Below are 19,473 nucleotides of genomic sequence, written 5' to 3'. Positions count from 1 at the left end.
AGAGGAAATATAGTTTTTTGTTAGTTAACAACAGCTTTGCAGTAAAAAAATGGTGCTAGTCAATAGCACCATAAAAGGGGAGATTGTTAGATAGAGAATGACGATCCACAACCACAGGTTGCAGTTGCATTCGGGTTATCAACAAAAAAGCGTGAACCATCAAGTCCGCTTGTGTAATCAACGGTACCACCGACTAAATATTGCAAGCTCATTGAGTCTACGATTAAGGTCACTCCGTTTTTTTCAATTTGCGTATCACCTTCATTTATTTTTTCATCAAAGGTAAATCCGTATGAGAAACCTGAGCATCCCCCACCAGTGACATAAACACGTAATTTCATATTGGGATCTTCGTCGGCCATCAGCCCTTTTACTTGATTTGCAGCGCTTTCGCTGAAATTAATAGGCATTGCCATTTCTACTTCGGATGTCATGTTAACCTCTAATATAATATGCTCTATTAACTATTATGTAATACCTGACTATTTTGTTCAACTACTATCGCCGTTATACACAGACTATTTAAGCCTATATACATAATGAATATATTAGCGAATTTCAAACTCCCCCATTTCACTACTGTCTAAACTTGTTAGTACACGCCAATCGTAGCGTTCTTCAATACTTTGTGCTTTATACCAGCGATTTCCAGCTACATTTAATTGTACAATAACTTCATCTACAGTTGTATTTTCTGGAAGCGAAAATACACCTTCTAGCGTCTGGAAGTATTTAAATTTAAAACCATCTGTTGCTCCTTCCATAAGAGTAGATAAAGGAACCAACTTCAATATTTCGCCTTCAAATACCGACAACGAAATAGTATAGGTTCCATTTAAGAAGCGACGCTCTTTTTGTGATTGCATCAATACTAATTGATATTGCCACTCTTCTGTTAATTCGTTTTGATTTAATTCAAATGAATATACTTTCACCCCAGGCTGTTCAAGCTCTGGAGCGATAACACGCTCATAAAAAAACAGTTTATTATTTGCTGTTAATAACTCATTTTGAAGCTGTTTATTTGATTCAGCTAAGCTTTTAATGGTTTCTTTTTGTGAAATATCTTCTACCTCTAAGCGAGACACTTCGCTTTGTAAAGACTCATTACGCTCATTTAAAGCCTTTACTCCGTTGGTCGTTTCCAACAATTGCTCATGTAAAATATCTTGTTTAAATTTACCAAGCAAAAAACCTAATAATAAACAGATCAACGCAACAACTAACCACTTTATAAGACTATACCTTAACCTTTTCAAAATTATTCCTTAGGCTCTGTCGATGCCAAACGAGACATTGCTTTACGTGTCGTTTCTTCACGTTTACGGCGCATAGACAAACGCATTGTTCGCTCTAACAGCTGAGTATAAATTGGGCGTCCACCTAAAGACTGCGCCACCATGGTTGCTCCCAAACAAGTTACAATCAGCGGTAAAATCATTTCATAATTACTCGTCATTTCAATAACTAATAATATGCCAGTAATTGGAGCACGCACCGTTGCTGCAAATAGCCCGCCCATGCCAGCAATCGCAAAAGTGCCTGGCGTAGTAATTAAATGCGGAAATAACTGCTGTGCACCAAGACCAAATAACATACCAAAAAGTGTCCCTAATGCTAATGTAGGTGCAAAAACGCCACCCGGTGCTCCTGAACCGAAACTGAGTAAGGTAGCAACAATACGAAACAAGAAAATTGTTAATAAACCGCCCATTAAATAGTGACCCGCTTCTACTTCTGGAATTAGCTCCATACCACTAAAAGCAAGATCCGGCTCAATAATCGATAGTGCTCCAAAAATCGCACCTAAAAACACACCAATCATGACAAAGCGCCAACGCTGATTTTGATGGATAAAAAGATACATGTCTTGAGTAGCAAGAATCATTTTATTAAACAAAATACCTATAACACCAAAACAAAAACCAAGTAGAAGGTACAGCCATAACGAGATTAAACTTGGGTGACTATATTGAGTTACCGTAACAACTGCATCTTGATCGGTAATAAGGCGCATCACAATAGTTGCCATTATTGCACTCATGAAAACGCTTTTTGTTGATGTCAGGTTATAGTTAAACTGCGAGCGCATCTCTTCGATTACAAACATGATACCCGCCAGTGGCGCATTAAAGGCGGCAGCAAGTCCACCAGCAGCACCTGCAGCTAATAATGCTTGAGCATCAGCTTTATTAACTTTAAAAATATCAGAAATCATGCGTCCGATATTTGCACCAAGCTGTACAGAAGGGCCTTCTCGCCCTAGTACCATGCCACTGCCTAAAGCGAGTAAACCACCAAAAAATTTGACCGGAATAACACGCTTCCAGCGCACAGGGCGCATACCTTCCATCGCACCTTCGATTTCAGGAATACCGCTACCACCGGCTTCTGGTGCAAATCTGTGAGTAATGTAAAAAGCCACCCCAGCCATTAGTGAAGAGATTGGAATAGCGACCAACCACATAGGTGTCGTTGAATCGCTGTAGGCTTCAATAAATAACAGACGTAATTCAGCAACCCAAATAATGCCATGATCAAAGAGTGCAGACATTGCACCGGCAAGGACACCAATAAACACCGATAACCAGATAAGCAATGCACTACTTTTACGAGTGAAAAACCTATCGACAAAACGGCGCAGATTATTGATAAAAAATGATGAGATGGTCTTGAACATACAATTAAGACTACTTTATGAATTGAAAGACAAAAACAATCATTATATAAAAATATTAGACCTTAAAGAGTTGATGCAGTTCAAATAAATCACTTACAACAAATATAATTGACTGTTTTTTTCTACCTAGAGAATCTGATATATTAACGTTATTCAAACATAATTATTATAGGCATCAGATGAGCAATTCAGAAACCCTTTTCCAACGCGCACAAAATATTATTCCAGGTGGTGTAAATTCCCCCGTTCGTGCATTTAATGGTGTCGGTGGCGGGCCACTATTTATTGAGCGAGCGCAAGATGCTTATATTTTTGACGCTGATAAAAAACAATACATTGATTATGTCGGCTCATGGGGGCCGATGATCTTAGGGCATAATCACCCTGATGTTAAACAGGCCGTTATTGAAGCCGCAGAAAATGGTTTAAGTTTTGGAGCTCCGACTGAATTAGAAATAATCATGGCCGAAAAAGTAAAGAGCTTGGTGCCTTCAATGGAACAACTTCGCATGGTTAGCTCAGGTACAGAAGCGACCATGAGTGCCATTCGCTTAGCTCGCGGTTACACCAACCGTGATAAAATTTTAAAGTTTGAAGGTTGTTATCATGGTCATGCTGATTCGCTATTAGTAAAAGCGGGCTCAGGAGCACTCACTTTAGGTCAACCAAGTTCTCCAGGCATACCTGCCGATTTTGCTCAACATACATTAACAGCAAACTATAACGATCTTGAGTCTGTTGAAGCATTATTTACAAATTACCCCGAACAAATAGCTTGTATTATTGTTGAACCCGTTGCCGGAAATATGAACTGTATCCCCCCTGCTGATGGATTTTTGCAGGGCTTGCGCGAGATCTGTGATAAGTCAGGTGCCCTACTGATTTTAGATGAAGTGATGACAGGTTTTCGTGTTGCATTAGGTGGTGCACAGGCACACTATGGCATCACGCCTGATTTAACAACCTTAGGGAAAGTCATTGGAGGCGGTATGCCAGTCGGTGCATTTGGTGGTAAGAAAGAGGTGATGCAACATATCGCACCAACAGGACCAGTTTATCAAGCAGGTACTCTTTCAGGAAACCCTATTGCAATGGCAGCCGGTTTAGCCGCGCTTAACGCCCTTGATACCCCTGAATATAAACAATTAGCAGATAAAACAGAACGCCTTGCGCTTGGTTTAAAAAGGGTAGCAAAAGAAGTAGGTGTACCATTGACAGTAAACTATGTCGGTGGAATGTTTGGTTTCTTTTTCACCGATGCAGAGCAGGTAACTAATTTTTCAGAAGTTTGCGACTGTGATGTAGATAAATTTAAAAAGTTCTTTCATCTGATGCTTGCTGAAGGTATCTACTTAGCTCCTTCTGCATTTGAGGCAGGCTTTCTATCGCTTGCACATAGCGATCAAGATATTGAAAACACATTACAAGCAGCAAAACGTGCATTAGAAATGATTTAATAACAACAGGCTAAATAACCTCAGTTCTGGATAAGTAAAGCGATACAATACCGCTACTTCCGCGAATTTCGGCGTTAAATCATCTACCAATAACCCGTTATTGCGACGATAATTTGCCTTGAACTACGCAAAACTAACGGCACTGTATTATAAAAGTAGCAATATCATGATTTTAAACGCCATAACGCTTCCATTAACCAGAATTGAGGCTAAATAAGAAATTTATTTGCCCTTATTTAGCCTTATTTCTTTTAAAATCACAAAACGGTCACCTTAAAAACAGAGTTTAAACAAGTGCTTTACTATATAATGTCACCTTTTACATAATTGGCTTCGCTGTATGAATTTTAAAACGCAACTTTTCTATTTTCTAAAGCCTATTTTTTGGGGAATTATTATCGCGCTGGTTGTGCTATATGGCGCAAACTTTGTCAATGTTGTAGGTAAATTTTTTGATAACAATCAAGTTGCAAGTTACAGTGATGCAGTAAAAAAAGCATCTCCTGCCGTAGTGAACATTTACTCTCAGCAATATATCGACTCAGGTATTGATAATAAACAACACTTACAACCAACAGGGTTAGGGTCTGGAATTATTGTCGATAATAAAGGCTATATCCTCACTAACTTTCACGTCGTCTCACAAGCGGATCAAATATTGATAGCATTGCAGGATGGTCGTTTATTTAGCGCTAAAGTGGTAGGAAGTGATTTGATTACCGATTTAGCAGTATTACAGATCGAAGGTAATAACTTACCAGTCATTCCTCAAAATCCAAGCTATATCCCTCAAGTGGGCGATATTGTTTTAGCCATAGGTAATCCGTATAACCTAGGTCAAACGATTACTCAAGGCATTATCAGCGCGACTGGCCGAAATGGTATGAGCTCTTCGGGTCGACAAGATTTTTTACAAACAGATGCAGCGATCAATGAAGGTAACTCCGGTGGGGCTTTAATTAATAGTCGAGGAGAGTTAGTGGGCATTAACACATCTGAGTTTTATACCAACAGTCAAAATATTAGTAATGGCATCAGTTTTGCTATTCCCTACCAATTATCACAACGTATCATGGAAAGTTTGATACGTGATGGACGTGTTATTCGTGGCTCTCTTGGCTTAGTTGCAGAAAACTTGGATCCATTATTAGCCCGATTGTGGGGGTTAAAATCACAAAACAGCATTATCATCAAAGCAGTTAATGAGAATGGACCAGCCTTTAATGCTGGCGTAGAAGTGAATGATATCTTATTAAAAATTAATGGAAAGTCAGTTGAAAACTTAGTCACTGCAATGGATAGTGTTGCAGAGCTAAAACCAGGCTCAGAAACAACCTTAACTCTACTTAGAAAAGGCAAAGAGCTACAACTACCTGTTATTATTGGCGAACTAACTACACCTCAATTTAAAGCAGAAACATCGAAACAAAACTAGTGGCTCAATTATTGGCACTTATACCAAATCCACTAAATAACTGATCAATATTAGCGAAATTGGTATTATACCAAACGAAATAAATAGCTGATCTATTTTGCTGGTTAAAGCAAACTGCCTCTTCGTTGAATCTTTCGTAAAGGGAACAACCATTTACGTCAAGTTTCGCCTTGAGTTAAGTCACTTTTCCTGCGCAGAATTTAGATCACATACTTAATTCGATTGGTATTACGATTAAGTATTAGCAATAAAAAAGGGAAGCATTAGCTTCCCTTTTTTATTGTCTATCGAAGCTTACTCTTCAATACGTTTCATTTTAGCACCCAGCGGAATTAACTTATCTTCGATGGATTCATAACCACGATCAATATGATAAATCTCATCGACGATAGTTTCACCTTGAGCAATAAGTCCAGCAATAACTAAACTTGCTGAGGCACGTAAATCAGTTGCCATTACTTTAGCACCACTTAGCTGATCATGATCGCCACAAATAGCTAAATTACCTTCAAGCTCAATATTTGCACCCATACGTTGTAATTCAGGAACGTGCATAAAGCGGTTTTCAAAGATATTTTCTTTAATACGTCCAGTTCCCGGAGCAACAGTATTTAATACTGTAAATTGAGCTTGCATATCGGTTGGAAAGGCAGGGAAAGGTGCTGTAGTGATATTGACAGACTTAAGCTCTCTGTTATGCATATCAACTTCAATCCAATCTTTACCAGAGGTTACTAATGCCCCTGCTTCTTCAAGCTTAGCCAGAACAGCTGTTAATAGATTAGGATCTGTTTTAAGGCATTTAACCTTACCGCCACTAACTACCCCAGCAACTAAAAAGGTACCTGTTTCGATGCGATCTGGTTGTACTTCATAATGGCAGTCACCTAAAGACTCTACACCTTCAATAACAATAGTATCAGTTCCAACACCACTGATTTTTCCGCCCATCGCATTTATAAAATTAGCTAAATCTACAATTTCAGGTTCTTTAGCTGCATTTTCAATGGTTGTTGTGCCCTCAGCAAGAGCGGCCGCCATCATGAGGTTACCAGTACCAGTTACACTGACCATATCCATATACAGATGGCATCCTTTAAGACGCCCATCTACACGAGCTTTAATAAAACCATCTTCTACCTTAATTGTTGCTCCCATCTGTTCTAAACCGTGGATATGAAGATTCACGGGGCGAGCACCGATCGCGCAGCCACCAGGTAGAGAGATATCAGCTTCACCAAATCGCGCTACTAATGGGCCTAATGCCAAAATAGAAGCTCGCATACTACGGACAAGCTCATAGGAAGCGGTATAATTTTTTACTTGAGATGCATTGATATGAACATGATGCTGATTTTGTGTAGCGTCCGCACCAAGCTCTTTAAGTAACTCTATTGTTGTTGAAATATCCTTTAATAGAGGCACATTAGTTAAGTTAACATCGCCTTTAGAAAGTAGCGTGGCAAAAAGAATTGGCAATGCCGCATTTTTGGCACCTGAAATGGTTACTTCGCCATTTAGCTGGCAACCACCTTGAATTAGAAACTGACCCATCGAACTACCCTTCCCACTTACTAAATAAAATGTTTTTGTTTTTGCCATTCATCTGGCGTTAATGCCTTGATGGTTAGCGCATGGATTGCATTAGAAGCAATCTCTTCTGTTAATGGAGCATAGATTGTTTGCTGTTTTTTTACTCGGCTCATGCCAACAAAAAAATCAGCAACTGCAATCACTTGAAAGGTACCGTTTTCACCTTTGACAATACACTCTTGAAGCACTAATGCGCTCTCTAATTTTTCTTTAATTATTTCAATATTCATTGAAAGCCTCGTTCCGTAAAGAGAAAATCAACCCCATATAAAGCTGATAGTATAAATATTTTTTCAGCACTGTTGATAAACTGTATCGTTGAGAAGGCTGTTTTAATTTGTGCTAAGTAAGCAATACCCGCAGAGTCTATAGTTTTTACCCCCTGCAAATCAATTGTTTTTATATTGCTGTAACTTTTTATATCTGGATATCGCTGTAAAGAAAGCGCTTGAAGTACTAAATCGCCAGAAATTTCATATTGTTTATGATTAATATTACCCACCATCAAAACTCACTATTTTTCTTTTCTAGTAACGTAATCACATAATCGACCCCATGCTTATGAATAAGTTCATTTAACTCTGACTGTTTTGTGTCGAGCATACTTATCCCTTCAGCAATCACATCAAATACTTTCCATTCACCTGTTTTTTTGTTTTTTCGTAATTTAAAAGCTATCTGAGTAATGTTGTCATTTTTATCGCGAATTTTAACAGGAATTGTAATGATACGTTTACCTTGAAAATGGCGATTATCGAGTATTTCTACCTCTTGTTGATCATACTCAAATAAAATATGTCCATAGGCGTTAATTAAATACGTTTTAAAAGCTTCAACAAACTGATCACGTTGTTCCCTTGTGGTATTTTTTAGGTGGCTTCCCATTACCTTATAGGCTGCAAATTTATAATCAAAATATGGAATCAACTGCTCTTCAATGATCACTCTAATATGATCAGGTTGCGCTTGAAGCTTTTCTTTGTCCGCATTAATACGTGCAAAGGTATTAACTGATACCGAGTGAATAACTTGATTAGGATCACTCTCTACGTTTGTCTGCGCATGAGTTAGAAAAGTAGCGATGATTAAACAAACAGCAAATACAATTCTCATTATTAATCCTTATTTATTGAGTAGATGAATTGACCGATTAGATCTTCTAATATCAGCGCAGACTTAGTATCTTCAATGCTGTCTCCATCCCCCAACATTTCGATATCTTCATCAACAAACCCCGGTGTTATGCCGATATATTGCTCGCCTAACAATCCCGACGTTAAAATAGAAAGTGAAGACGTTTCTGGGTATATCCCTTTACTTTCATACATAGATAAACGCACAATTGGCCTATAAGTTTGCGTGTCTAAGGTTATCTCTTCTACTCGGCCAACGACTACACCACCTAATTTTACCGGCGCGCGCACCTTAAGCCCACCGACATTTGAAAAGCTTGCAGATAAGGTGTAACTCTTACCTTCGCCTTTAAATGACAACCCCGCAACACTAAAAGCAAGGATAGCAAGTGCGATGATGGCGCTAATTACAAATGCACCTACCCATAATTCAATTTTTTTAACAGACATATTTAATTCCAATTTAATCCAGTTTACAAATACTAAGCACCAAACATTAAGGCGGTTAAAACAAAATCCATTGCTAATACTAACAAGGATGACACAACCACCGTTTTAGTGGTTGAGTGGCTGATACCCTGCGCGGTAGGGACTACATAATAACCATTATAAAGTGCGACCCAAGCTATCATTATTGCAAAGACAACACTTTTAAATACTCCGTTCATCACATCGGGCATATATTCAACACTGCCTTGCATCACAGACCAGTATGCCCCACCGTCAACCCCCATCCAATTTACACCGATTAAATATCCTCCCCAGATAGCCACCACATTAAACAATAGTGTCAGCATTGGTAATGTTATAATAGCAGCCAATAATCGAGGGGCAAGCACGCGCTTATAGGGTGAAACCGCCATCATTTCCATGCTTGCCAGCTGCTCAGTACTTTGCATTAGCCCTATTTCTGCGGTCAAAGAAGAGCCAGCTCTCCCTGCAAATAATAAAGCGGCGACAACAGGCCCTAGCTCTCTTAATAACGACAGGGCGACAAGGCTACCTAAACTTTGTTCGGCGGCGTAATCCACTAAGACATAATATCCTTGCAAACTCAGTACCATACCGATAAATAAGCCAGAGGTTAAAATAATAGGTAACGAGAGAATACCTAATTGGAAAATTTGCTGAATGAGCAATGGAAACAGTTTCTTATGTGGCTTTCCTGAAAGCGTGAACCACAGCATTAAACATGCTCGACCGATACCTTGCGTTAACGATAAACTCACCCTGCCAACATGACGAATAAAAGTTATCATTACTTACTTACCTGTTTAAGTTGCTCGGAAAATGGTAATGCTTGCATATGGAAAGGGACGGGGCCTTCACTTTTTCCGAGTAAGAACTGTTGCAATAAAGCATTGTCTTTTTGCTTAATTACCGCATCTACAGAACCACTCGCTATAATACGTTTATCTGCAAGCACGTAGACGTTATCGGCAATCGAAAGTACCTCGTTAACATCATGCGAGACGATGATAGAAGTCAAACCAAGGCTTTTGTTTAGCTCTTTAACAAGCTTTAAGAGTACATTCATTGATATAGGATCTTGCCCTGTAAAAGGTTCATCGTACATGATCAGTTCAGGATCTAGGGCAATCGCTCGTGCGAGTGCCACCCTACGAGCCATCCCTCCCGATAGCTCTGCTGGTTTTAGATCTTTAGCGCCACGCAACCCAACTGACTCTAACTTCATTAGCACCAAAGTAGTCAGTAAAGATTCCTCCAATTTGAAGTGTTCACGTAATGGAAAGGCAACATTTTCAAAAACAGAAAGATCATTAAATAGGGCACCACTTTGAAATAACATGCCCATTTTTTTACGTGCTTCATAACGAACTAGATCACTGCAATTATGAATTGCTTGCTCGTTAAAAAAAATCTCACCGCTGTCTACAGGTAATTGACCGCCAATGAGTTTTAATAATGTCGTCTTACCTATTCCACTTGGACCTAAAATAGCAGTAACCTTTCCACGCTCAAACTGAAAGTCTAAGTTGTCGAATAACAGTCGATCATTACGAGAAAAACAGAGCTGATTTATTACTAGATGATTTAATTGCGTCATAAATTGTGAGGTTCATTTGATAATATAAACATTAGTTTATGGGATATATACAAAGATTCAAACCTTAAAGCGCTTAATTTATCTATTTTGTAGCAATATTGTAGTAAACAGATAATCATTACTCGCCTTGGAGGAACCATTTTGCTATTTTATTTATGATAGACATAATTTAAATTAAAAACCCTTAAATTGAGAATCCAATGGTCACAACTCCTTACGGCTTAATTAGTAATGAAAACTATCATCGCGCAGCACAGATAAAATTACTTATTTGCGATGTAGATGGTGTCTTTTCAGATGGTCGGATCTACCTTGGTAATGCAGGCGAAGAGCTTAAAGCATTTCACACCAAAGACGGATTTGGTATGAAAGCGATCATGAATATGGGCATCGAGATTGCTATTATAACCGGCCGACAATCAAAAATAGTCGAACAGCGTATGCACTCCCTAGGAGTAACACATATATTGCAAGGCATTGAAAATAAAATCGATGCCTATCAGTTATTAATTAAAAAATTAGGCCTTTCTAGCGAGCAAGTGGCTTATATCGGCGATGATGTAGTTGACCTCCCGGTCATGCAACATTGTGGGTTAGGTATTGCTGTTATGGATGCCCACCCTATAGTATTACAAGGTGCCGATCTGACTACCTACACTCGTGGAGGATTTGGCGCAGTACGTGAGATATGTGATCTATTTTTACAATGCCATGACAAACTAGATACAACACAGGGTAAAAGCCAATAAATGAGTATACGACAAGCGCTCCCCTACGCTCTTTTGTTGGTTGTTTTTTTAATCTGGTTATATCTAAAGCCACAACAACAATTAGAAGTACTACCAGAGCATCATCCAAGTTATATTGCGTACAACATTAGTAGCGATCATTTTGATGAAACCGGTATGATCACTCATCAAGTGCATGCTTCTAAAGCAACCAGTTATAGCGACAAAGAGATAACCATTTTTGAAAATCCTAAAGTGTTAATGTATGTACAAAATGAGCAAGAAAATAGTATCACAACCTGGCAAGTAACTAGTGAAGATGGACAATTAAGTGGTAATAATCATCTAATTCTTTCTGGTGATGTTTGGGTAAAAAATTTAAGTTTAGATCAATTAGTACAGACAATGAGTACTGAAAAACTAACTATATTATTAACAGAAAAAGAGATCAGTACAGACCTATTTGTTCATTGGCAAGGGCCACAAATGGATCAACAAGGCATTGGCATGTGGGCATCACTTGTTAGTGAAGAATTAATCGTTAAAAAACAGATAAAAGCGGTATACCTAAATGAAAATTAATAAAATTAGCTTAATCGTTGGCATGATATTCTGCTCGCTTTCAGTACAATCTTTAGAGTCTGATTACGATCAACCAATTAATGTAAGCTCAGTTAGCCAACATGCAAAAATGAAAAGTAATACAGTAACCTTCCTAAAAGAAGTGTTGCTAACCCAGGGAACCATTAAAATTACAGCAAATGAACTGGTTGTCATTCGTGGCGAGAAAGCCAATCAAGAAATTATGATTGCCAAAGGTGATGTAGCGACTTTTTACCAAACCCAAGAAGATGGTAAGCCCTTTGATGCAGAAGCGAATACTATTCATTACGATGTAGCGAAAGCCAAGATAACCTTAACGGGTAACGCACAAGTAAAACAGCTAGATAGTCAAATTAATGGTTCTAAAATAATCTACTTTTTAGAAACAGAAGAGTTGATTGTAGAAAGCGACAAAAATAGCAAAGAGCGTGTAAAGACGGTATTTTTACCAGCACAATTTGAAAATAAAGATGACAATACACAACAGGCTGAAGATAAATAATGGCTGAGTTAATCGCAAAAGGTTTAGTAAAAAGCTATAAAGGCCGTACCGTAGTAAATGGTGTAGGCTTAACCGTCAAGACGGGAGAAATAGTTGGGTTACTCGGCCCAAATGGGGCAGGCAAAACCACTTCATTTTATATGGTCGTTGGCTTAGTGAAGCAGGATGAAGGCACCATTATTGTCGATGGTGAAGATATATCACATCACCCAATGCATATACGAGCACAAAAAGGGATAGGCTATTTACCTCAAGAAGCCTCTATTTTTAGACGTTTAACAGTCACTGAAAATATCATGGGTATCTTAGAAACACGTAAAGAACTTACCAAAGATCAACGCCTCGAAAAACTGAATACGCTATTAGAAGAGTTTCATATTACCCATATTCGTAATAATAAAGGCATGAGCCTTTCGGGTGGCGAGCGTCGACGTGTAGAGATTGCCAGAGCACTAGCAACCGAACCTAAATTTATTCTACTAGATGAGCCCTTTGCAGGTGTTGATCCAATTTCAGTCATTGATATCAAAAATATTATCGGTCAACTTCGCGATCGAGGCTTAGGCGTCCTAATTACTGACCATAACGTGCGTGAAACGCTTGATGTCTGTCAACACTCATACATTGTTAGCCATGGTGAAATTATCGCAATTGGGACACAAGACGAAATATTGGCAAATGATCATGTAAAACAAGTGTATCTAGGTGAAGAATTTAAACTATAGTTATTGTAAATATAGTTATTAAGACATAGCTACTAGTTATTTATATCAGGAAATACAAGCTTTGATGAAACAAGGGTTACAATTGAAAATGGGTCAGCAACTTGCGATGACCCCACAATTACAACAAGCGATCAAATTATTACAACTATCCACCCTTGATTTACAACAAGAGATTCAAAATGCGCTTGATGAAAACCCATTACTAGAGCAAGAAGATAACAGCTCACTTCAAGATGTCGTCAAAGAGCAAGACAGTAGTCAACTTGATACAGCCGAAGCACTTACCCAACAAGAATTTTCACAAGAGCAACCTGATGAAAGCAACTGGGAAGAAGCTTATACACCGCCTCCAACAACTTCAATTTCCTCAGGTTCATCCTCTTTTGAAGGCGAAGATAGCGTCTATCAGGGAGAGTCATCTATTTCTCTTCAAGATCATTTAATATGGCAGATGCAACTAACTCCCTTTTCTCAAACCGATCTCTTAGTCGCAACCGCTATTATCGACTCCATTGATGAGTTTGGCTACTTAACCAGTAGCTGCGAATCGATACTGGAAGCGTTGAGTAATGAAGTTGAAGATCTTGAGTTAGATGAGATCGAAGCAGTTTTAAAACGAATACAGCATTTTGATCCCATTGGTGTTGCGGCTAAGTCAGCACAAGACTGCTTACAAATACAGCTACGGCATCTCAGTGATGATACCCCTTGGCGTGCAGAAGCATTAATGATTCTCGAAGAACATATGGACCTATTAGGTAACCGAGATTACCGTACTTTAGCGCGCAAGACCAAACTGAAAGAGAATGAACTCGCAGAAATTATGCGCCTAATTCAAACCTTAGAGCCACGTCCTGGAAATCAATTCGAAGATACGCAAGCACAATACGTTGTACCTGATGTCTATGTGAAAAAAATAGGTGGACAATGGCGCGTATCGCTAAATCAGGACTGTGATCCGAACCTTTCTATCAATCAACAATATGCAGACTTATGCAAAGGTAATATTAGTAAAACAGATTCGCAATTTATTAAGGGTAACCTTCAAGAAGCGAAGTGGTTTATTAAAAGCCTCGAAAGTCGTAATGAAACATTGTTAAAAGTATCAAACTGTATCGTGCAACAACAGCAAGCATTTTTTGAATATGGTGACGAAGCAATGAAACCAATGGTGCTCAATGATGTTGCCTTTGAAGTTGAAATGCATGAATCTACTATTTCTCGAGTTACCACCCAAAAGTTTATGCATACACCCCGCGGTATTTATGAATTAAAATTTTTCTTTTCTAGCCATGTTGCTACCGAGAGTGGTGGCGAATGTTCATCGACTGCTATCCGTGCGTTAATTAAAAAGTTAGTAAATGCAGAGCTCACTACTAAGCCACTCAGCGATAACAAAATCACTCAGTTACTTGAAGAGCAGGGGATAAAAGTAGCAAGACGCACTATTGCTAAATATAGGGAGTCCTTAGGTATCCCACCCTCTAATCAACGCAAGCAGTTACTATAAGTTTAGATAACTAACCTAAGTTCTGGATAAGCAAAGCGATACAATACAGCTATTTCCGCGAATTTCGGCGTTAAAACATCTACCAATACCCCATTATTGCGACGATAATTTGCCTGAACTACGCAAAAATGAAGGCACTGTATTATAAAAGTAGCAGCATCGTGGTTTTAAACACCATAAAGCTTTCATTAACCAGAATTGAGGTTAAGTAAGCTAAATCGCTTAATATTGATTAATATTAAAAAATGGGCGTTCTTGTATAGCCATTCTTATTTAACCTGATAAAATCGCGCCAATTGTGCCACTAGAAAATAATATTATGAAAATATCTGACCTATTAGATAAAGACTCTGTGTTTAGCCAAACTAGCTGCAGCAGTAAGAAATGCGCATTAGAAAAAATCAGCATTATTGCAGCTGAAAAATTAGATATCGACTCGCAGCAATTATTCAATTCGCTTATTGCACGAGAAAAAATTGGCTCTACTGGAGTTGGGCTAGGAATTGCTATTCCACACGTTAAAATTGACAGTAGCTATCCAGCTACTGCTATTTTTATGCAATGCCATTCAGGGATCGATTATGATTCTTACGATGGTAATAAAGTCGATATATTATTTGCTATTTTTGTTCCTGAAGATAAATGCCAAGAATACTTACAGGCGCTCTCAGAAATAAGTCAAAAATTGCTCGACAAACCCTATTTGCGACAACTAAGAAGCGCACAAACTAACGAGCAGTTATATAACCTATTGCAAATTGAATAACTGCGAGGGAAAAAAATGAAATTAATCATCATCAGTGGACGTTCCGGCTCAGGAAAAACAATCGCGCTACATGTGCTTGAAGATCTAGGCTATAACTGTATCGATGGTGTGCCCTTCCAATTATTAGATCAACTCCTCGATACCGTTGATGTAGAAAATAATAAAATAGCCATCACTCTAGATGTTCGTAATCTACCAGGTGACTCTGATGCAATTGACTCCTTGCTAGCAACATTAAAATGCAAAGTAAAAATAGATATCATCTATATAGATGCGATTAGCACAGAACTCATTCGACGTTATAGTGAAACTCGCAGATTACACCCTCTGTCAAAACAAAAACTGTCTTTATCACAGGCATTAGAGCAAGAAAATACATTATTAGCCCCTATCAGGAAATCAGCAGCACTTGAAATAGATACCACCACACTATCTATTCATAATCTCAATGAACGCATCAAACTTTTTTTACAAGGCACGAGCAAAAGTAAGTTACTGATCATATTTCAATCCTTCGGCTTTAAGTATGCATCGCCTGAAGATGCAGATTATATTTTTGATGTTCGTTTTTTACCTAACCCGCACTGGGAACCCTCATTACAAAAATTTAACGGTACAGAGCAACCTATTATTGACTATCTAGACTCTTTTCCAATAGTTAAGCAAACGGTTAATCAAATTGAGAATTTATTTCAATCTTGGATGCCACATTTAGAGGATAATAACCGCAATTATGTGACTATTGCTATCGGCTGTACAGGAGGTAAACACCGCTCAGTTTATGTAACGGAAAAGATTGCGGCTCGTTTCGGTAACAAATATCAGGTACAAGTTGAGCATAAACGACTTGCAGGAAAAGAAGGCTTATAAAAAAGTGGATATCATCAAACAAACTATTACAATACAAAACAAACTCGGTTTACATACACGAGCTACCATCAAACTAGTTGAATTGGTTAATAATTTTGATGCTAAGATCACGATTAGCCACCACGGTAAACAAGCTGATGCTGATAGTGTACTAGGGTTAATGGTATTAGAAACCTGTTTTGGACAAGAGATAGAAATAACGGCAACGGGTAATCAAGCACAACAGGCAATGTCTGCCGTTACTAGGCTAATAGAAGATAAGTTTTTAGAAGAAGAATAATAATAATAATTTAAAGGAAAACAGATGCTGGAAAAAAACGAATTAAAAGATACCCAGCAATACCTCCGCGAAGTCAATAAAGCAATCGAAAGTGGCATGTTTGTTCTTGCTCGCAGTATTATCGAAAAGATGCCTGCCTGTGATGTCGCATTACTACTTGAATCCTCACCACCAGCAAATCGTAAGGTATTATGGAACCTTACAGACCATGATCAACAAGGTGAAATCCTCGAAGAATTAAACGAAGATGCTAAAGACGGTATTATCAGCCTAATGGATGCGGCCAATTTAGTTGCTGTTACTGAAGGGATGGACACTGATGATCTGGCTTACATTCTTCGTGGCATCCCAAATAGCCTTTACCGAGCTGTTTTAGAGCAGATGGATGCACAAGATAGGCATCGAGTTGAAACAGCACTCGCTTACCCTGAAGATACAGCTGGCTCAATTATGAATACAGACACCATAACACTCCGACCTGATGTATCTATTGATGTTGTACTTCGATACTTACGCCTTAAAGATGAGTTGCCAGAAGCGACAGATACTTTATATGTTGTTAATTCTGATGACCATTTAATTGGTGATGTTCCATTATCTTTATTATTAACGGTTGACCCTGCACTTTCTGTTGCTGAAGTGATGAACACTCAAACAGGTAGTTTATTGGCTGAAATGCCCGAGCTTGAAATAGCAAAGCTCTTTGAACGACATGATTGGATATCTGCACCAGTCGTAGATCATAACAATCAACTACTAGGGCGTATTACCATTGATGATGTCGTTGACATTATTAGGGAAAATGCAGAGCACTCAATGATGGGTATGGCAGGTATGGATGATGACGAAGATACCTTCGCCCCTATCTTGCCCAGTGCCAAACGCCGAACGGTTTGGCTTTCTATTAATTTAATCGCAGCCTTTATTGCAGCGTCTGTTTCTAATATGTTCGAAGCAACACTGGAACAGATGGCAACACTCGCCGTATTAATGACAATAGTCCCTAGCATGGGTGGGATAGCAGGCAATCAGACACTGGCATTAGTAATACGTGGTATTGCAGTCGGCCATATCGGTAACAGTAATACACGCTGGCTAATTGGAAAAGAGGCCGCAATTGGTGTTTTAAATGGTATGGTTTGGGCTGTATTGGTAGCCACAGCAGTCGTACTTTGGAAAGGTGATATTGCAGTTGGGTTTATTATTGCTGGAGCAATGTTTATTAACCTTTCAGTCGCAGGTATTGCTGGGGTAACTATTCCACTGATCATGCATAAATATAAAATTGATCCTGCTTTAGCTGGCGGAATGGCATTAACAACGGTAACCGATGTGATTGGCCTCTTCTCATTTTTAGGAATGGCAACATTGGTACTACAACACTAGAGTTTGAGTAAAGTAAAGCGTATGTAGCATAGTCACTCTATGCTGAATGAGTCTAACGCAGGGTAAGGTGAGTTATTTTAAAAGAAACTCCCCCTAAAAATAAGAAACCGATTAAAAGCGAGTTAAAACTTGCTTTTAATCGAATGTTTAAGCAATAAACTCAAGCCATGATTGTAATAGATTTTCAAAGTCTTCTAAGCCACAACAAGCTTCAATTTCCGCATTATAAAATGATAAATCATCCGCAAGCTCTTCATCCGTGTCTGGCTCTAGCAAACGGTGATTGACTACCTGTGCTTCAGAATGCGTTAATAACAAACTAAACTCACTCCCTATAAGTTTATATTCAGTTATTTTCCGACTTTGTAAATCGCTAATCTGGTTCAACAAAGATGTTACCCAGCTTTCCTCCTGCCCTTCCATTTCAAGCCACGTCGCGAAAGCTTCATGGTCCATTTCAGTTTGCACCGTTGCCTGACCGGTTATAAAATCTTTTCTAAATTCGAATTCCATTTTACTATCTTCTTAAAGCAAAAAAGGCCCCCATGTTTCCATGGGAGCCTTTAAGTAATTTAACTATCGATTAACTATTAATTGCTTTTGCTTGTGCAACAATTTCTAATACATTTGTTGGTACAAGCTCATAAGCTGCTTGTGGTTTTAAAACAACATTTGATTTAGTTGCGACCATTAGCATCTGTTTTAAACGACTAGACTCGAAAGGTTTAAGCAATAAACCTTGAACGTCTAGTAAGCTGTTTAAGCCAAGTAGCTCTCGTTGAACATCAAAGTGCGCACTTAAAATACAAATATCAGCAGCTGCAGATGTTTGGCCCGTACGGATGTTTTTAATTAACTCTAAACCAGAGTTATCATCCAATAATGTATCTACAATAACTAGATCAAAATCTTGTAGTGCTACTGAGCGTTCAGCTTCAATCGTTGTTGCAACACCTTCAACATAGGCAACGTCGAGATCTTCTAATAGTTCAATTAACTGAATACGTTGTGTCGCTTCAGCTTCAACAACTAACACTTTCATTCCAGTGACTACATTTGTTGAACTTTCAGATTGTGCGATAGGTGCAACATTATTTTCAGATACGCCAACACCTTCCATGCGTGCAATATAGCCTCGCTTAGGGATCGTTGAAATATTTAAACCATGTAGGCTTAATGTGCCGATGCTTTTACGTAGTTGGGAGATATGTTGATTAATTGTATGGTCAGTCACTAAGCGCCCCCATACATGCTGTGCTAAATCTTCACGCGTCACTACCGTATTTACATTTTTGCATAAAAAATGCAGTAATGATGTACGTAATGGCCCAAGGTAAACTTTACGGCTACCGTGAATTAAACTGTTTTGACTTGTGTCGATGTGGTATTCGCCCACAACTAAGCTTTTTTCTAACATAATAGTACCCACTTTTATGATTATTTAAATTGTAAATTCCGAAATAATGCTTTACCTATTTTGGTAAATGCTACTTTTCGGTTTTCGTTTGTTTTCTTGTTGATTAATAATGGACTGTTTAGACAGTCTCTCTTTTTTATCATATTTTAAGATAATATCAATTTTTGGTGAAAAAACAAGCTAATTTAGCCACTTTCATTAATTTGTCATAGTACTTTGGTTGACGCTTATATTAATCAACAAGTTATGCTGTTAGTCATTTACTGAGCAGATACCTAATTAAGGTTAAACAATATATGAAAAAACGTTTCTAGAGTTTT

Annotated in this window: 23 protein-coding genes; 11 read left to right on the top strand and 12 right to left on the bottom strand. The window is 38.4% G+C overall.

The features are described 5' to 3' along the window. Positions 1-86: 86 nt before the first annotated feature. The 3 genes from erpA to clcA form a co-directional block, all read right to left on the bottom strand. The gene (erpA, locus tag CW745_RS14785) at positions 87-434 is read right to left on the bottom strand and encodes an iron-sulfur cluster insertion protein ErpA (protein ID WP_101109470.1); all 348 of its coding nucleotides are present in this window, start codon (positions 432-434) and stop codon (positions 87-89) included. Between the two features lie 114 nt (positions 435-548). Beyond that, positions 549-1,259: a DUF6776 family protein gene (locus CW745_RS14780; RefSeq protein ID WP_101109469.1), complete on the bottom strand. Its 711-nt coding sequence runs from the start codon at positions 1,257-1,259 to the stop codon at positions 549-551. A gap of 2 nt (positions 1,260-1,261) precedes the next feature. Then, entirely contained in the window at positions 1,262-2,680 is a 1,419-nt protein-coding gene (clcA, locus tag CW745_RS14775) for a H(+)/Cl(-) exchange transporter ClcA (protein WP_101109468.1), read from the bottom strand. A gap of 179 nt (positions 2,681-2,859) precedes the next feature. Here clcA and hemL point away from each other — a divergent pair, with 179 nt between their 5' ends. Both hemL and degS read left to right on the top strand, forming a co-directional pair. Beyond that, positions 2,860-4,137, top strand: coding sequence for a glutamate-1-semialdehyde 2,1-aminomutase (gene hemL, locus CW745_RS14770; RefSeq protein ID WP_101109467.1), 1,278 nt, complete (start codon positions 2,860-2,862; stop codon positions 4,135-4,137). Positions 4,138-4,477: 340 nt separating this feature from the next. After that, entirely contained in the window at positions 4,478-5,572 is a 1,095-nt protein-coding gene (degS, locus tag CW745_RS14765) for an outer membrane-stress sensor serine endopeptidase DegS (protein ID WP_101109466.1), read from the top strand. Between the two features lie 294 nt (positions 5,573-5,866). Here degS and murA read toward each other — a convergent pair whose 3' ends face one another. The 7 genes from murA to CW745_RS14730 are packed head-to-tail and all read right to left on the bottom strand — an operon-like array spanning position 5,867 to position 10,366. Continuing rightward, positions 5,867-7,126: a UDP-N-acetylglucosamine 1-carboxyvinyltransferase gene (murA, locus tag CW745_RS14760; RefSeq protein WP_101109511.1), complete on the bottom strand. Its 1,260-nt coding sequence runs from the start codon at positions 7,124-7,126 to the stop codon at positions 5,867-5,869. A gap of 20 nt (positions 7,127-7,146) precedes the next feature. After that, positions 7,147-7,395 (bottom strand): BolA/IbaG family iron-sulfur metabolism protein, encoded by a 249-nt coding sequence (locus CW745_RS14755; protein WP_101109465.1) that lies wholly within the window; start codon positions 7,393-7,395, stop codon positions 7,147-7,149. Beyond that, the gene (locus CW745_RS14750) at positions 7,392-7,670 is read right to left on the bottom strand and encodes a hypothetical protein (protein ID WP_101109464.1); all 279 of its coding nucleotides are present in this window, start codon (positions 7,668-7,670) and stop codon (positions 7,392-7,394) included. Before CW745_RS14750 ends, CW745_RS14755 begins: the two co-directional genes overlap by 4 nt. Further along, entirely contained in the window at positions 7,670-8,278 is a 609-nt protein-coding gene (locus tag CW745_RS14745; RefSeq protein ID WP_101109463.1) for an ABC transporter substrate-binding protein, read from the bottom strand. Before CW745_RS14745 ends, CW745_RS14750 begins: the two co-directional genes overlap by 1 nt. A 2-nt stretch (positions 8,279-8,280) precedes the next feature. Then, positions 8,281-8,748 carry an outer membrane lipid asymmetry maintenance protein MlaD gene (gene mlaD, locus CW745_RS14740; RefSeq protein ID WP_101109462.1) on the bottom strand — a complete coding sequence of 156 codons (468 nt, stop codon included), beginning with the start codon at positions 8,746-8,748 and terminating at the stop codon, positions 8,281-8,283. Positions 8,749-8,780: 32 nt separating this feature from the next. After that, on the bottom strand, positions 8,781-9,557 hold the full coding sequence (gene mlaE, locus CW745_RS14735) for a lipid asymmetry maintenance ABC transporter permease subunit MlaE (protein ID WP_101109461.1): 777 nt from the start codon (positions 9,555-9,557) through the stop codon (positions 8,781-8,783). Continuing rightward, complete coding sequence (locus CW745_RS14730; protein ID WP_101109460.1) at positions 9,557-10,366, bottom strand: ATP-binding cassette domain-containing protein; 810 nt, start codon at positions 10,364-10,366, stop codon at positions 9,557-9,559. The genes mlaE and CW745_RS14730 overlap by 1 nt, the downstream gene beginning before the upstream one ends. Before the next feature lie 200 nt (positions 10,367-10,566). Here CW745_RS14730 and kdsC point away from each other — a divergent pair, with 200 nt between their 5' ends. From kdsC to mgtE, 9 genes are all read left to right on the top strand, one after another. After that, entirely contained in the window at positions 10,567-11,115 is a 549-nt protein-coding gene (gene kdsC, locus CW745_RS14725) for a 3-deoxy-manno-octulosonate-8-phosphatase KdsC (RefSeq protein ID WP_101109459.1), read from the top strand. Then, positions 11,116-11,676, top strand: coding sequence for an LPS export ABC transporter periplasmic protein LptC (lptC, locus tag CW745_RS14720; protein WP_101109458.1), 561 nt, complete (start codon positions 11,116-11,118; stop codon positions 11,674-11,676). It begins immediately after the preceding gene. Then, on the top strand, positions 11,666-12,199 hold the full coding sequence (gene lptA, locus CW745_RS14715) for a lipopolysaccharide transport periplasmic protein LptA (protein ID WP_101109457.1): 534 nt from the start codon (positions 11,666-11,668) through the stop codon (positions 12,197-12,199). Before lptC ends, lptA begins: the two co-directional genes overlap by 11 nt. Then, positions 12,199-12,924, top strand: coding sequence for an LPS export ABC transporter ATP-binding protein (lptB, locus tag CW745_RS14710; protein WP_101109456.1), 726 nt, complete (start codon positions 12,199-12,201; stop codon positions 12,922-12,924). The genes lptA and lptB overlap by 1 nt, the downstream gene beginning before the upstream one ends. 64 nt (positions 12,925-12,988) lie before the next feature. Then, positions 12,989-14,434 carry an RNA polymerase factor sigma-54 gene (locus CW745_RS14705; protein WP_101109455.1) on the top strand — a complete coding sequence of 482 codons (1,446 nt, stop codon included), beginning with the start codon at positions 12,989-12,991 and terminating at the stop codon, positions 14,432-14,434. A gap of 319 nt (positions 14,435-14,753) precedes the next feature. After that, positions 14,754-15,200 carry a PTS sugar transporter subunit IIA gene (locus CW745_RS14700; RefSeq protein ID WP_101109454.1) on the top strand — a complete coding sequence of 149 codons (447 nt, stop codon included), beginning with the start codon at positions 14,754-14,756 and terminating at the stop codon, positions 15,198-15,200. 15 nt (positions 15,201-15,215) lie between these two features. Further along, positions 15,216-16,070: an RNase adapter RapZ gene (gene rapZ / locus CW745_RS14695; RefSeq protein WP_101109453.1), complete on the top strand. Its 855-nt coding sequence runs from the start codon at positions 15,216-15,218 to the stop codon at positions 16,068-16,070. 4 nt (positions 16,071-16,074) lie between these two features. Further along, complete coding sequence (locus CW745_RS14690; protein ID WP_101109452.1) at positions 16,075-16,350, top strand: HPr family phosphocarrier protein; 276 nt, start codon at positions 16,075-16,077, stop codon at positions 16,348-16,350. Between the two features lie 24 nt (positions 16,351-16,374). Further along, positions 16,375-17,736 carry a magnesium transporter gene (gene mgtE / locus CW745_RS14685; RefSeq protein ID WP_101109451.1) on the top strand — a complete coding sequence of 454 codons (1,362 nt, stop codon included), beginning with the start codon at positions 16,375-16,377 and terminating at the stop codon, positions 17,734-17,736. Between the two features lie 147 nt (positions 17,737-17,883). Here mgtE and CW745_RS14680 read toward each other — a convergent pair whose 3' ends face one another. Together CW745_RS14680 and CW745_RS14675 are read right to left on the bottom strand one after the other, a co-directional pair. Continuing rightward, a complete protein-coding gene (locus CW745_RS14680) occupies positions 17,884-18,249 on the bottom strand; it encodes a YacL family protein (RefSeq protein WP_101109450.1) in 366 nt (121 codons plus the stop codon). Positions 18,250-18,319: 70 nt separating this feature from the next. Beyond that, on the bottom strand, positions 18,320-19,153 hold the full coding sequence (locus CW745_RS14675; protein WP_101109449.1) for a winged helix-turn-helix domain-containing protein: 834 nt from the start codon (positions 19,151-19,153) through the stop codon (positions 18,320-18,322). Positions 19,154-19,473 lie beyond the last annotated feature (320 nt).

The organism is Psychromonas sp. psych-6C06 (assembly GCF_002835465.1).
Taxonomy (GTDB): domain Bacteria; phylum Pseudomonadota; class Gammaproteobacteria; order Enterobacterales; family Psychromonadaceae; genus Psychromonas.
Note: the sequence above shows the minus strand (reverse complement) of the source record. Positions and strands in the feature narration are given on the sequence as shown.